Source organism: Nocardia sp. NPDC003269, assembly GCF_042888005.1.
Lineage (GTDB): Bacteria > Actinomycetota > Actinomycetes > Mycobacteriales > Mycobacteriaceae > Nocardia.
The window spans coordinates 169735-183187 of the sequence record NZ_JBIAPA010000001.1; the positions used below are offsets into that span (position 1 = coordinate 169735).

At 67.4% G+C, this 13453-nt stretch carries 15 protein-coding genes; 4 read left to right on the top strand and 11 right to left on the bottom strand.

Going from position 1 to position 13453, the window contains the following annotated elements; all coding sequences use genetic code 11:
* Positions 1–19: 19 nt before the first annotated feature.
* Together ACFYWJ_RS00825 and ACFYWJ_RS00830 are read left to right on the top strand one after the other, a co-directional pair.
* Positions 20–358, top strand: a complete 339-nt coding sequence (locus tag ACFYWJ_RS00825) for a hypothetical protein (RefSeq protein WP_355271450.1) — start codon at positions 20–22, stop codon at positions 356–358.
* A 3-nt stretch (positions 359–361) separates the two neighbouring features.
* The gene (locus ACFYWJ_RS00830) at positions 362–2254 is read left to right on the top strand and encodes a hypothetical protein (protein WP_355271448.1); all 1893 of its coding nucleotides are present in this window, start codon (positions 362–364) and stop codon (positions 2252–2254) included.
* 21 nt (positions 2255–2275) lie between these two features.
* On the opposite strand, the gene ACFYWJ_RS00835 is transcribed toward ACFYWJ_RS00830, so the two are convergent.
* The 6 genes from ACFYWJ_RS00835 to ACFYWJ_RS00860 all read right to left on the bottom strand — a co-directional run bounded on the left by ACFYWJ_RS00835 (position 2276) and on the right by ACFYWJ_RS00860 (position 6736).
* Positions 2276–3394, bottom strand: coding sequence for a serine/threonine-protein kinase (locus ACFYWJ_RS00835; protein ID WP_387160476.1), 1119 nt, complete (start codon positions 3392–3394; stop codon positions 2276–2278).
* A gap of 62 nt (positions 3395–3456) precedes the next feature.
* On the bottom strand, positions 3457–3819 hold the full coding sequence (locus ACFYWJ_RS00840) for a hypothetical protein (protein WP_355271444.1): 363 nt from the start codon (positions 3817–3819) through the stop codon (positions 3457–3459).
* Between the two features lie 113 nt (positions 3820–3932).
* Complete coding sequence (locus ACFYWJ_RS00845; RefSeq protein ID WP_355271442.1) at positions 3933–5699, bottom strand: hypothetical protein; 1767 nt, start codon at positions 5697–5699, stop codon at positions 3933–3935.
* Positions 5700–5708: 9 nt separating this feature from the next.
* Positions 5709–6041, bottom strand: coding sequence for a hypothetical protein (locus tag ACFYWJ_RS00850; RefSeq protein ID WP_355271441.1), 333 nt, complete (start codon positions 6039–6041; stop codon positions 5709–5711).
* A gap of 100 nt (positions 6042–6141) precedes the next feature.
* Positions 6142–6450: a DUF6802 family protein gene (locus ACFYWJ_RS00855; RefSeq protein ID WP_355271439.1), complete on the bottom strand. Its 309-nt coding sequence runs from the start codon at positions 6448–6450 to the stop codon at positions 6142–6144.
* A 94-nt stretch (positions 6451–6544) separates the two neighbouring features.
* A complete protein-coding gene (locus tag ACFYWJ_RS00860) occupies positions 6545–6736 on the bottom strand; it encodes a PspC domain-containing protein (protein WP_355271437.1) in 192 nt (63 codons plus the stop codon).
* A 145-nt stretch (positions 6737–6881) separates the two neighbouring features.
* Here ACFYWJ_RS00860 and ACFYWJ_RS00865 point away from each other — a divergent pair, with 145 nt between their 5' ends.
* Complete coding sequence (locus tag ACFYWJ_RS00865) at positions 6882–8522, top strand: ABC-F family ATP-binding cassette domain-containing protein (protein ID WP_355271436.1); 1641 nt, start codon at positions 6882–6884, stop codon at positions 8520–8522.
* An 8-nt stretch (positions 8523–8530) separates the two neighbouring features.
* On the top strand, positions 8531–8962 hold the full coding sequence (locus ACFYWJ_RS00870) for a hypothetical protein (protein WP_355271434.1): 432 nt from the start codon (positions 8531–8533) through the stop codon (positions 8960–8962).
* Here ACFYWJ_RS00870 and ACFYWJ_RS00875 read toward each other — a convergent pair whose 3' ends face one another.
* From ACFYWJ_RS00875 to ACFYWJ_RS00895, 5 genes are all read right to left on the bottom strand, one after another.
* On the bottom strand, positions 8963–9337 hold the full coding sequence (locus ACFYWJ_RS00875; RefSeq protein WP_355271433.1) for a hypothetical protein: 375 nt from the start codon (positions 9335–9337) through the stop codon (positions 8963–8965).
* 132 nt (positions 9338–9469) lie between these two features.
* A complete protein-coding gene (gene glmM / locus ACFYWJ_RS00880) occupies positions 9470–10807 on the bottom strand; it encodes a phosphoglucosamine mutase (protein WP_355271431.1) in 1338 nt (445 codons plus the stop codon).
* A 165-nt stretch (positions 10808–10972) separates the two neighbouring features.
* Positions 10973–11488, bottom strand: a complete 516-nt coding sequence (gene rpsI, locus ACFYWJ_RS00885; RefSeq protein WP_355271429.1) for a 30S ribosomal protein S9 — start codon at positions 11486–11488, stop codon at positions 10973–10975.
* A complete protein-coding gene (rplM, locus tag ACFYWJ_RS00890; RefSeq protein ID WP_022567307.1) occupies positions 11485–11928 on the bottom strand; it encodes a 50S ribosomal protein L13 in 444 nt (147 codons plus the stop codon). Before rplM ends, rpsI begins: the two co-directional genes overlap by 4 nt.
* Positions 11929–12105: 177 nt before the next feature.
* The gene (locus tag ACFYWJ_RS00895; protein ID WP_355271428.1) at positions 12106–13440 is read right to left on the bottom strand and encodes a hypothetical protein; all 1335 of its coding nucleotides are present in this window, start codon (positions 13438–13440) and stop codon (positions 12106–12108) included.
* Positions 13441–13453: the final 13 nt, after the last annotated feature.

Below are 13453 nucleotides of genomic sequence, written 5' to 3' on the forward strand. Positions count from 1 at the left end.
ACAGTGAAGGGGATTGCCGGTGAGTGACTGGCTGAATATCGACTCGAACACCGTTCGCGCGCAAGGCGGCAAGCTTCGAAGCACTGCCCAGGAGCTGTCCACAGTCGCAGGCTCCTGGGGAAACATGTTCAGCAAGAGCGACTTGGGAAACGCGTACGCGACCGAGGCAGCGGCAATCGTCACCGGCTTCGAGCATGTAACGACTGCGGTGCGGAACTGGTCGAACGCTTGCACCACATTTGGCGACGCATTGACCAATAGCGCAGACAGCCTGCAATACACCGATACCCAGTTCTCCGGTGACATCAACAAAGTGTCGTTCGACAACAAGGGCGATCTGACCGCAGGGGGGAAATAGCAGGTGGCAGATCAATCCAAGATCGGACTGGGTACCGGCAATGCAGGATCGTGGGTCACCGTCAATGGAAGTGGCCAAGATCAGTCGGCAGTGTGGGCCGGGTACGGCAAACATGACGGCAGCGACGTCGGTGTAAACGCTTCGATAGCCGCGGACTCCGGCGCATACGACCCCGCCTACGACGCATTCCAGATTCTGAATCGCGGCGGCGTCGGATTCTCGGATCGGACGTTGAAGTGGTTCTATCTCGTCGCCGCACGCTACGCCTTCTCGGGCGGCGTGAACAGTGACGCCGGTGCGAGCGGCATTTCGCTCGAAAGCGAACGTGCGATCAACGAGCCGTACTATAAACAAGAGTATATGCTTTTGAACAATCTAGTCGGTGCCGCCCAGCGTATAACAGCGGCAAAGCCGAAGATTGTTACTGCACAGGACGATCAGGAGAAAGTCGTCCAGGCCCTCGAATCAGCCTGGCAAGGCGCCAGCGGGACAGCAGCCAAGGACAAACTGAGCAAACTGAACACCTGGTCCAACGAGGCGGCCACTGAGATCGGACAACTACCCGAGATTATCAACGCCGCCGTCGACGGCATCAAGAGCTGTCTTCAGCGAAAAGCCAACGCTTTCGGAAAATTGTACGGCGTCACCAAGATCAACGGTGTCGAGATGACCAACGGGGACAGTGGCGGACGAGAGGTCAACCTCCGCGATGACGACGACGCGGCAAGCGGCAACGATGATGTATCTCTCATAATCAATTTTTCGGCCCGCCGCGGCATCGGCGATCAGGCTCGCCATCGCATCGAGATCCTCGCCGACAACGGCGCGTTCGGGGTTGTGAGAACCAAAGATATTCTCACGGACTACAAGGCCGGCATGGACCCCTCATATTTCGACGATCAAGCCCAAGCACTCTGCGAGGAGTGGCGTAAGCACTTTCGCGAGAGCGCCGAGGGATACTTCAGGGCCTACACAAACCTGTGTACCGAAACAGACACGGCAGTCAAGGCATATCTGAAGGTCGTCACCGATGCGCTGAACAATGTCGAGCATCTGTCGACACCACCCGCACCTACTACCGAGCAGCCGAACCCCCAGTCACCTGGCACCTCACCCGCGACCAACCCGGCGGGCACCACAACCGATACCTCGACCGGTGCCGGCGGCACGACGACGGACGAGGCGAAGACGACCACCGCGGGCACCACGAACCCGACAACTACAGACGACGATGACGATGACGATGACGACACCACGACCACGGATCTGAGCAGCCTGCTCTCCACGGTCTCCAGTGGCCTGTCCACATTGAGCTCGGTGGTCAGCGAACTGTCGAGCCTGACGTCGGGATCATCGTCCTCGGCCGAGTCCATCGCGGAATCGATCGGCACCGGTCTGAGCTCGCTCGGTACGTCGATCACCAGTGGCATCGAGCAGTTGAGCACCCTGTTCAGCGGTACCGGGTCCACCGAATTCAACATCGCCGGAACCACTCTCAGCTTGGCGACCGGCGAAAACGGACAGGTCCAGCTCACCACCACGGACTCCACCGGCACAACCCATCAGTACGGCCTCACTCTGAACGAGAACGGCATCCCGGTGGTCAGCGACAACACCTCGACCGGCACTGTCGGCACCGGAGAGCCCTCGACGTCCTCGGGCCAAGGCCCCGCGGGTCTCGAAGACGCCGGGACGTCATCGGGCGCGACGGCGAATCCCACGGGCTCGCTCAACGCCAAAGGCCAGGAGGCTGAGCACAACCCGGGCAGCTACAACGGGGCCCCGTCGTGGACTGCCGAACCCGAGAACGAGCCTTTGCCATCCACTGTTCCCGGTGGTCAGCAGCCGGTTGTGGGCGACTCCGGAGCCGAATTGGCGGAGGCAGGCCCGCTCTGAGCTCGTCCCCGGGTTCGGTTGTCAGCTCAGGACGGCCAGCAAGAAGATCGCGAGGATCCAGCCGAGCGCGAGAACGACACCGACCGTCTCCGCACGCTGCCGCCACACCTGCTTCCCACCGCGACCGGTGGCCGACCGGTGAGAGCTCGGGCGGCCGCCGGAGCTCACCGGTGCGGGGCGCGCCGACGCGGCCGGCGCGAGTCGATCCGGAACGGCCGGGGCCGGGGCGACGACCGTCGGCGCGGACCGTCGCACAACCGTGGCGGTACCCCGCATCTCCGCTCCCACTACCAGCGGAACACGGAACGCGTGCCGCACCGCGTCCGCGAACTCCCCACACGACCCGAAACGATCCGCGGGCCGTTTCGCCATCGCCCGTCGCAGCACCGGGTCGAGTGCGACCGGCAAGCCGGTACCGTGCGCCGAGAGCGCCGGCGGCTCGGCGGACATATGGGACTGGATGACAGCCACGGGATTCGTGGCAGCGAAAGGCGCTCTGCCCGTGAGCAACACGAACAATGTGCAGGCCAACGAGTACTGATCACACCGCGGGTCCAGCGCCAGTCCCGCCAGTTGTTCAGGCGATGCGTAGGCCAAGGTCGCGGTGAATGCCCCGGTCTGTGTCAGCGGATTCTGATCGAAATGCAGTCGCGCGATACCGAAGTCAGCCAGCAAGACCTGTTCCGGCCGACCGGGTTCGGGTGCGCTGAGCAAGATGTTCCCCGGCTTGATGTCCCGATGCAGCACACCGTGGTTGTGCGCGAAATCCAGCGCCCCCGCGACCTCGGAGACGATCCGTACCGCCCGCTCGGGTTCGAAGACGCCCACCGCCGCAGCATCGATCCCACGCACGTATTGCATGGCGATCCACGGCCGCCCACTGTCGACCCCGCGATCGAGCACCGCGACGATATTCGGATGGTCCAGCCGCGCGGCGAGGTCCGCCTCCCGCGCGAACCTCGCTCGGGCCTCCTCGTCGCCGAACATCTGCTCGTCCAGCAGTTTCAACGCCACTGATCGTGGCAGCCGCGGATGGCGCGCCAGATATACGACGCCCATGCCTCCACGTCCGAGTACCCGCTCGAGCTCGTACCCGGCGATGAAACCGTTCTCAGCCACGCTGTCCCCCACCGCATCCACTGATGATTCGTGCAATCTCGGCGCCAACGCCGAACGGGCTCAGGTTGCCCGATCAGACCAAGTCAGTCCAGCCAGGTCGAGCGACGGTAGTACTCGGACTCGGAGTCGTAGTCACCATCCGACGGCGCGACTGTCGATCTGGCCTGCCGGGCTGCCTTCGCCCGGGCAACCGCTGCCCTGATCTCGGCTTGCTGCTGCTCGGGGGACAGGTTCGGGTTCGCGACATACGGTGTGGGCGGTGGCAACGGCTGTGCGGGCGCGATTCGCTGTGCCGGTTCTTCCGGAACCGGTTGCGGTTCGGGGGTTTCGGGCTCCTCGTCCGCGGATTCCTGTTCGGCCAACTCGCGGAGCCGCTCGGCGGCGTCGACGGCGAACTGTTCTGCTCGGTGCGAGGTCTGGCGATTGATCTCGTCGATCTCGTCCATGAGCATCGCCGAACGCCGACGCGCGTCCGCCGCGATCTGCTCGATCTCTGCCGCGTAGTCCACGGTCGATCATTCTCCCGGTCTCGTGCGCCGGTCGCCAACGGCCACCAGAGTCACAGCGGTCCCGCCTCGGCGAGAACCGCGCCGCTGTCGCCCGGATCGCTCACCGGGTGATCCTCGACGCTCGGCACATGCTCACCATCGGTCTCCTGCTTGGTCGACCGCGGACCGACGGGCACTCCACCCGCGACGGAACCCGATGACTGCTCGCCCGAACCGATCTCGCTGGTGACCGGAGCGTTCGTGAGGTCGGGGGTCTCGGAAGTGGTCGCATCCGCGCCGCCGCGGCCTCCGGTTCCGGCATCGGTGAGACCGGCTTCGCCCTGCCCCGTGCCGGATTCCGGTGTGCCCGAACCCAGTACGCCCGAGGTGTCGTCCGTCTGGCCGGTTGTCGAACCGTCGGTCGACGTGGACTCCTGTGTCAGCACCGGCAGCCCGTTCTCGTCCAGCGTCAGCTTGTATTGCGTCGAACCGCCGTTCGCGTCGGTGGTCGTCAACGACAGCCCGTTCTCGCCGGCTTCGATGCTCACCTTGGTGTCGCCGAGCTGGAAAGAAGCCGCGCTCTCGCCGGATATCAAGCTGCTCGCCTGCTCGGTCATCTGCTCGATGCCATCGCTGATCGACGTGCCGACCGATTCGATCGCCGAAGTAAGCGTGTCACCGAGATCGCCGGTCAGCGCCTCCGAGAGGGTAGTGCCGAGCTCGCTGATGGTCGAGGTCAGCGTGCTCAGCGCCTCGCTGGCATCCGAGTCATCATCGTCGTCGCTGCTGTCGTCGTCTGTGGTGCTGGTGTCCTTCGTTTCGGTGGTCGTCTTGACGGTCGACCCGGTGGTCGTCGTATCGCCGGACTGGGTGCCGGCGGCCGTCGTCTGGCCGCCGTTCGATGTCGTCTGGTCACCCGACTGAGTACCCGCCGTAGTCGTCTGGTCGCCCGTTGTCTTCGGCTGGTCGCCCTGTGGCTGCTGTTTGGTTTCGACCGGTGCGGTACCGGTCCCGGACACGGATGGGTAGCTTCGTTCGACAACGCCCGCGGCAGCGGTCTCGACGGCGTTGAAGAGTGTTTCGACAGCCATCTTCGTCGTAGTGCACTGATCGTTGAAGATTTGCACCTTGCCGTTGTAGTCAGGCATGAAGACCACCGACAGCCACCGCTTGCAGATCGCCTTGATCGCGTCCTTGTATTCCGTTGAGGTCGTGTTCTTGATCTCCTTGGCGCTGTTCGGCACATCCTCCGCACCTGCCGAATTGCGATGCCCTGTCATGGTGTCCAGGTCGTTGTTGAGGATGTGCCCGCTCTCGGCTCCCCGGATCACCCTGTCGATCGCGGTCGGATCCAATCCACCGACCGTCGGCATCTTCTTGGTCTTCCCCCCGACGTACAGTTCCACCGCGCCGTCGGTCAACTTCGAGACCGTGTCAGCCTTGGCTTTGACGAGCCCGGGGATCTCAGCCGCCGCCTTCGTCAACGCCGCTTCGAACTTCCGCACCGCGTCGCGGTCCTCGCTCGCCATCGTCGCGATCCGGCCCAGCTGACCCGCCGCGGCTTCAGCGGCCGCTCCCTGCCAGCCAGTCTGCATCGACTGGGCAGCCGACTGCTGAGCGGTGATCTTGGAATCAGCTGTCGTCAACAACTGCCGGAGCGCAGTGGCGGCGGCATCGAGCTTGGTGATGTTCATATCGCGCTCGTTGTCGTACGGCCGCACGAACTCGTAGAAGTTGAAGCTCCCGCCGAAGGCCTCGACGTAGCGCGGGCCCAGCTGTTCGAAGTACTGGAGACCGGGAGCTCCGTCGTCGAGGAGCTCGTTCGTGGACTTCGTCATGGCCCCGCCTCACTTCGCGGGTGCCGGCGCGGCACCGTCGAGTCCACGAGCGGTTTTCGTGTCGACGTCCGTGTACTCGACGGCCGCCTTCCCGATCGCGTCGGCGAGCCCCTCGGACGCGCTTGTCCAGACCTTCGCCCAGCTGACGACCCGATCCAGCGCAGCATCGATCTTCTGTCCGCTGCCGGTATAGGCCCGTCCGGCGTCGGCAGCCGCCCACTCCGCCGTCGCGACCTGCTTCGCCGAGGTACGGGTGGTCGACACCGTGTCCTTCAAGCTGTTGACCGTCTGCGTCATCGCGGCCTGGTTCACCACGAGTCCGCCCGAAACTGTGTCGCCCATTCCCCCACCTTCAGCCGATTCGAGCACGCCACAGCGGCGCACTACCTACTTCGACGCACGACCCGGCCCACCGGTTCCCTCACCGGCGGGCCGAGTTCACTCACTTCCCCAGGTTCCCCTGGTCGGTTCGGCGCCACTCCGACGTCCCGTCGGGATGTCGGTGGTACTCCCAGGCCGCGTAGTCCCCATCCGCCTCGACCACGGTCACATGGTCGGCGAAACCGTCGTGGTCGTAATCGGACCAGATGGTGGTGTCGTGGGGGGTGGCGTCGGTGAGGGAGTCGACGACTCCGTCACCGTCGAGGTCTTGGGACGGGGAATGGAGCTCGACCGGGCCGAGGGCGCCCAGGGGGGAATGGGCGTCGATGTCGGGTAGGCCGAGGCCGGGGATGTCGCCCGAGGTGACCATGGGACTCCTCCTCAAACGGAAAACTCGCGGATGACGGCGCGGCGGGGTTGCCACCATCCTGTCATCCGCGAGCGGTTACCGGAGCGGTCGGGCCTTACTTCTTGGGCATGATCAGCCACAGGACCAGGTAGAGGAGGAACTGGGGGCCGGGCAGCAGGCAGGAGACCACGAAGACCAGGCGGACGACATTGGCGTTCCAGCCGAAGTACTCGGCGATGCCACCGCAGACGCCTGCGATCCATTTGTCGCTGGTCGAACGGGTGAAGCGGCGGGCGGGGGCAGTCATTGTGTGTTGCCTTCCTCGGGAAGCGGTGATGACTCCACTGTGCCGAGACCGGACCCCGGCCCGCATCGGTCGGCAGACCCATCCGCACCCTGATTTCCGGAGGGCCCGTCTCGGGGTCCGACCCCGAGACGGGCAGACTTAGGCGGTGAGCACGACATTGCAAGCCACCGGTCTGTCCGCGGGCCACGCCGAGCGGACGCTGTTCGCCGACCTCGATTTCACCCTCGCGCCCGGCGATGTGATCGGGCTGGTCGGGGTGAACGGCGCCGGCAAGTCGACGCTGCTGCGGATGCTGGCCGACGGGGTGGCGGGCGAGGGCAGCATCACGCTCAGTCCGCCGGACGCGACGGTCGGGTATCTGACGCAGGAGCCGGAGCGGATCGAGGGCGAGACGGTGCTCGGGTTCCTGTCCCGGCGGACCGGGGTCGCGCACGCGCAGCGGGTGATGGACGCCGCCGCCGAGCGGCTCGGTGACGGCGGGGACGACGAGTACTCGCCCGCGCTCGAACACTGGCTGGCACTAGGTGGCGCCGACCTGGATCAGCGCGCCGAGGAGGTGGCCGCCGATCTCGGGCTCACCGACGGGCTGGCCGGCGGCCTGGACACCCCGATGACGGGGCTGTCGGGCGGGCAGGCGGCCCGCGCTGGTCTGGCCTCGGTATTGCTGTCGCGCTTCGACATCCTGCTGCTCGACGAGCCGACCAACGACCTCGACCTGGACGGCCTGGACCGGCTGGAACGCTTCGTCAAGGGCGTCCGGGTGCCGCTGATGGTGATCAGCCACGATCGGGAGTTCCTGGCACGCACCGTGAATCGGGTGCTGGAGCTGGATCTGGCCCAGCAGCAGGTGGGGCTCTACGACGGCGGCTACGAGTCCTATCTGGCCGAACGCGAGATCGCCCGCAGGCACGCGCGCGAGGCGTATGACGAATTCGCCGACACCAAGGCGGGTTTGGAGGCGCGGGCCCAGATGCAGCGCAACTGGCTCGAGCACGGCGTGCGCAATGCCCGGCGCAAGGGCAAGGGCGACTCCGACAAGATGGGTCGCAAGACCCGCGCCGAGTCCACCGAGAAGCAGGCGGCCAAAGCGCGCCAGACCCAGCGCCGGATCGAGCGGCTGGACGTGGTCGAGGAGCCGCGCAAGGAGTGGGAACTGCGGATGGAGATCGCGACCGCGCCGCGCAGTGGCGCGGTGGTGGCGACCGCTGCCAACGCCGTCGTGCGGCGCGGTGACTTCACGCTCGGGCCGATCACCACGCAGATCGACTGGGCCGACCGGATCGTGCTGACCGGCGCCAACGGTTCGGGCAAATCCACGCTGCTCGGATTGCTGCTGGGCAAGATCGCGCCCGATTCCGGTTCGGCCGCACTGGGTTCCGGGGTGCTGATCGGCGAGGTGGACCAGGCGCGCGGACTGTTCCGTGGTCGGGACACGCTGGCCGCCACCTTCGGCGCCGCCATGCCGGACTGGCCCGACGCCGAGGTGCGCACGCTGCTGGCGAAGTTCGGCCTGCGCGGCCCGCACGTCACCAGGGCCTGTGACACGCTGTCGCCCGGCGAGCGCACCAGGGCCGCGCTGGCGCTGCTGCAGGCGCGCGGGGTGAACCTGCTGGTCCTGGACGAGCCGACCAACCACCTCGACCTGCCCGCCATCGAACAGCTCGAGCAGGCGGTCGAATCCTTCACCGGCACGCTGATTCTGGTGACGCATGATCGCCGGATGCTGGATTCTGTTCGTGCGACCCGCCGTTGGCACATGGCGGGCGGGTCGCTCACCGAGGGTTAGGACGGTCCATGGACCTCACACTTGGCATCGACACCCGCGTCACGCTGCTGGTCACCGGGCTGATCTTCCTGAGTGCCCTGCTGCTCGGGGTGTGGAAGTACCACGGTATCCGCACCTCGGCAGATGGCGCGGCGCACGTCTATGTCGACATCGCGCATCGCGCGGCGCTGCTGTACTCCTTCGCCGGCGTGCTGCTCGCGGTGTTCACCGAGCTCAGCGCCTGGCCGACGATCGTCAATCTGACCGCCGACCTGGTGATCCTGGCGTTCTTCGCGGGCGCGATCGCCAGCTACGCGCTGCACGGATGGCGGCGCGACACCACCAACCAGTTCGCCGGGCGGATCCCCGCCGAACTGCGGCTGTCGATGTACGGGCTGATGGCGGGCGAGGTCGGCGGGTTCCTGGTGCTGTTCAGCGGATTCGCCGTCGGCCAGTTCTGATCAGAACGACTGCGTCACGGCCGGTGCCGGGGCACCGAACAGGTCGATGTCGGACCCGAGCTTCGCGCCGATCAGCCCGGCGGCACCGGTCACGAAGAGAATCGTCACGACCACGATGAACGACCGGGACCGCGGCATCCGCGGCACCGGGAACGCATAACCGCGCGTCGGTTCGGGGACCGGCTCGTAGTGCTCGACCGGCTGGCCGTAGCCCTCGTCGCGGATCGGGACAGTGTGCGAATACCCCTGCGGCACATCACGGCACCCCGGCCTGCCGCACGCCCCGCCGCAGCGGTGATACGGGTCGGACTCGCCGTACTCGACCGGGTAGCGGTCCTCGTCGCGATAGTTCCGGGCAGGCAGCGGCGGCACCATGAATCGGCCCCCTTCGAATCGTGCTGCGCGCCAAACTATCCGGTGCGCCGAGCAGCACACGCGCCACCGGCACACAGGTCCATACGGCGTATGCCGATAGTAGATGGGCCGGGCGCGACCCGCCAGGTGGAGCTAGACGGCCGCGACCCGCTTGGCCAGATCGTCGGCGAGCTGCCGCGCCTGCGCCGGGTCGGTGGCCTCGACCATCACCCGCACCAGCTGCTCGGTTCCGCTGGGCCGCAACAGCACCCGGCCGGACTCACCGAGGATCCGCTCGGCCTCGGCGACCGCGTCGCGCACCTCGGGGGCCACGGCGACCGCGGCCTTGTCGCTGACCGGCACGTTCACCAGCACCTGCGGCACGGTGCTCATCACCGCGGCCAGCTCGCTCAGCGGACGCCCGGTCTGGGCCATCCGCGCCATCAGCCGCAGCCCGGTGAGCACGCCGTCACCGGTGGTGCCGTAGCGCGGGAACACGACGTGCCCGGACTGCTCGCCGCCGAGGCTGTACCCGCCGCGGCGCAGTTCCTCCAGCACGTAGCGGTCGCCGACGGCGGCGGTGAGCACGGTGATGCCCGCCGCGCGCATGGCGATGTGCAGGCCCAGGTTGCTCATCACGGTCGCGACCAGGGTGTCGGCGACGAGCTCGCCCGACTCCCGCATGGCCAGCGCCAGCACGGCCATGATCGCGTCACCGTCGACGATCTCACCCGCGGCGTCCACCGCCAGGCACCGGTCGGCGTCGCCGTCGAGGGCGATGCCGAGGTCGGCGCCGTGCGCGAGGACCGCGGCGCGGACGGCGTCGAGGTGGGTCGAGCCGCAGCCGTCGTTGATGTTGAGGCCGTCGGGTTCGGCGTTGATCGCGATCACCGTCGCGCCCGCCTCCCGGTACACCTGCGGGGCCACCTCCGAGGCCGCGCCGTGCGCGCAGTCGACGACGACGGTCAGCCCGGACAGGTCCTGGCCGGTGGATTCGAGCAGGTGCTCGACATAGCGTTCGTGGGTGCCCTCGACGGTGTAGTCACCGCGCACGCGGCCGATGCCGGCGCCGGTCGGGCGCACCGTGACGCCCTCGGTGATCAGCGCTTCGATCCGCTGTTCCACGGCGTCGTCGAGCTTGTGCCCGCCCGCCGCGAAGATCTTGATGCCGTTGTCGGGCATGGGATTGTGCGAGGCGGAGATCATCACGCCGAAGCACGCGTCGTAGAGGCCGGTCAGATATGCCACGGCCGGGGTGGGCAGCACACCCACCGAGAGGACATCGACACCGACGGACGTCAGGCCCGCGGTCACCGCGGCCTCGAGCATCTCGCCGCTGGCCCGCGGATCACGGCCGAGGACCGCGACCGCGCGCTTCTTGCCGCGCGAGAGCACCTGCGCGGCCGCACCCGCGACGCGCATCGCCAGTTCCGGGCTCAGCGACTCGTTGGCGAGCCCACGAACACCGTCTGTGCCGAACAGCCGTCCCATAAAACCCTCTACTGGTAGTAGGTCCCCGAATACAGCACGAGAGCAGGCGACCAGCCGTGCTGGAAGCCTGCTCTCGCACACGAGCTCCGCCGACCGGGCCCCTCCCCGCTCTCGCGGGGGAGCATACCTAGCGTATGCGCGGGACGGTGGTCGGCAGTGCGTAAATCAGCGCTTCGAGTACTGAGGCGCCTTACGGGCCTTCTTCAGACCGTACTTCTTACGCTCGGTGGCACGCGGGTCACGGGTCAGGAAGCCGGCACGCTTGAGCGCGGGGCGATCCTCGGGGGTGACCTCGATCAGCGCGCGGGCGATGGCCAGACGCAGAGCGCCCGCCTGACCCGAAGGGCCGCCACCGACCAGGCGAGCGTAGATGTCGAAGCTCTCGACACGCTCGACGGTGACCAGCGGGGACTTCACGAGCTGCTGGTGCACCTTGTTCGGGAAGTAGTCCTCGATGGTGCGGCCGTTGAGCACGAAGTTGCCCGAGCCGGGAACCAGGCGCACGCGAACGACGGCTTCCTTACGGCGGCCGACGGTCTGCACCGGGCGATCGATCACGATCGGGGCGTAGGTGGTCTCCTCGACGTACTCGGCCTCATAGCCTTCGCCGTCTTCGACAACCTCGACCACGGTCTCGTCGACCACGTCGTAGTCTTCGTTGAACTCTTCAGGAGCGGTCACTGGGCCACCTGCTTGATCTCGAACGGAACCGGCTGCTGCGCGGCGTGGGGGTGGTTCGGGCCTGCGTAGACCTTCAGCTTGCCCGCGATCGCGTTACCCAGCTTGTTCTTCGGGATCATGCCCTTGACGGCCTTCTCCACGAGACGATCGGGACGGGTCGCCAACACCTCGCCGACAGTGCGCGACTTGAGGCCGCCCGGGTGTCCGCTGTGGTGGTGGATGAGCTTGTCCTGCTTCTTGTTGCCGGAGATGGCAACCTTGTCCGCGTTGATGATGATGACGAAGTCGCCACCATCGACGTGCGGTGCGTAGGTCGGCTTGCCCTTGCCGCGCAGCAGGCCAGCGGCCTGCACGGCGAGACGGCCGAGGACTACGTCAGTGGCGTCGATGACGTACCACTTACGGGTCACGTCACCCGCCTTGGGGCTGTACGTAGGCACAGTCGTTCCCTGTCTGTCGTCGGTGTTGCCGGCCACGGGTGTGGTTCGAGAGCGTCCCGGCGGCCGGTGGAGACCCGGGACATCGAGGAGACGCCGATCCGCGAACGGTTCGACGTTCCACACGCCAGCGAGCAACGATACCAGCTACGCATGACGCCACCACAATCGGGCGAGCGGCTAGATCACCACCGGCGGGCCGGGGTCGGTCGCGCCAGCGGGCCCGGGGATCAGGTAGCGCAGCGTATCGATGCCCGGGGTGACGCAGGCGTTGTCCTCGATCAGGCCGCCGCCGCGCGCGCTCGCGATGCCCTCCGGCGGGACGGTGTTGGCGTACGGGGTGAACGCGCAGGTCACCCGCTCCCCCTCGGCCGCGACCGCGGGACCGGCGGTGCCCGCGTGCAGGCCCGTCGCGGCCAGCGCGACCATGCCGAGCACGGCCGGTGCGCCGAAGAAGCCCTTCTTGACCTTGCCGATCAGCTTGCCCCGGCGATCGTCGTCGTCGGGCTCGGCCAGCGCGTGCCGCGGCGATCCGCTCGCCTGCGCGGGCGGTCCGGCGACGATGCCCGCTGGACTCGGCGGCGGACCGGTCTGCGGCGCCGGGGCGCCCCAGCCGACCTGCGCGGCGTAGCCCTGGCCGGGATGCTGCGACTCGGGATAGTCGTCCTCGTCCAGCTCCGGCTCGGTGACCAGCAGATGCGCCGCGCCGAGCACCAGCGCGTGCATCGGATGGTCGGCCACGTGCAGGCGCTGGCCCAGGTGGTTCTGGAAGGCCAGCCGGAGCGCGTCGTTGAAGCAGACATTGCCCGCCAGCAGCACCGTCGAGGTGTCGGCGCCGATCGAGCGGGCCGCCGCCATCGCCTCGATGACCACGTTGTCGGCCGAGCGGGCGTCGCGCAGCGCCTCCGCGGTCACCGCGACCTCGACCGATTCGGTCGGCTGGTCGTCGTCCCCGTGCACCGCGACAACCAGCAGGGCGCGGCCGTCGGAGTACACGCCGGTCGCGCCGATGCCGTGCCGGTGCCGCTCGCTGGGCGGCGAGACCAGCCCGAGCGCGCGCACGTAGCCCGACAGGGCCACGCTCTCCGGCAGCGGCTCGACCACCACGTCGAGCTGCTCGACGAGCGCGGCGTAGGTGTCGACCTTCTCGTCGGGCCAGCTGTCCGGATACGGCAGCGCGACCAGCTGCGGCTTGCCGCGCAGGTACTTGCCGACCGCGGCCAGCGGATTGTACAGCCGGGCCCGGAACACCAGCTCGGCGGGCCAGGTGGCGCCGGCGATGACGATCTGCGGGTGCCCGAGGATGTCGCGCACGTCGGCGATCGCCATGCCGAGATCCGGGCGCTGCCGGTCGACACCTGCGGTGTGCAGCCTGCCTGCGGCATCGGCGAGCAGATAGGCGGGTGGGGTGTAGGTGCCCTCCACCTGAACCGGGCGGATCGGGGTCTCACCGCCGCCCGCGGCAACGGACACCACATCCCACCCCAGATGCAGGGCCCCAACTCGAACGGTCACAGGCTCAAGTGTG

What these genes read in the sequence shown, in the direction of transcription:
- ACFYWJ_RS00840 (WP_355271444.1), bottom strand. Translation starts at nt 3,819, where the DNA reads ATGGACGAGATCGACGAGATCAATCGCCAGACCTCGCACCGAGCAGAA.
- ACFYWJ_RS00845 (WP_355271442.1), bottom strand. Translation starts at nt 5,699, where the DNA reads ATGACGAAGTCCACGAACGAGCTCCTCGACGACGGAGCTCCCGGTCTC.
- ACFYWJ_RS00850 (WP_355271441.1), bottom strand. Translation starts at nt 6,041, where the DNA reads ATGGGCGACACAGTTTCGGGCGGACTCGTGGTGAACCAGGCCGCGATG.
- ACFYWJ_RS00855 (WP_355271439.1), bottom strand. Translation starts at nt 6,450, where the DNA reads ATGGTCACCTCGGGCGACATCCCCGGCCTCGGCCTACCCGACATCGAC.
- ACFYWJ_RS00860 (WP_355271437.1), bottom strand. Translation starts at nt 6,736, where the DNA reads ATGACTGCCCCCGCCCGCCGCTTCACCCGTTCGACCAGCGACAAATGG.
- ACFYWJ_RS00870 (WP_355271434.1), top strand. Translation starts at nt 8,531, where the DNA reads ATGGACCTCACACTTGGCATCGACACCCGCGTCACGCTGCTGGTCACC.
- ACFYWJ_RS00875 (WP_355271433.1), bottom strand. Translation starts at nt 9,337, where the DNA reads ATGGTGCCGCCGCTGCCTGCCCGGAACTATCGCGACGAGGACCGCTAC.
- glmM (WP_355271431.1), bottom strand. Translation starts at nt 10,807, where the DNA reads ATGGGACGGCTGTTCGGCACAGACGGTGTTCGTGGGCTCGCCAACGAG.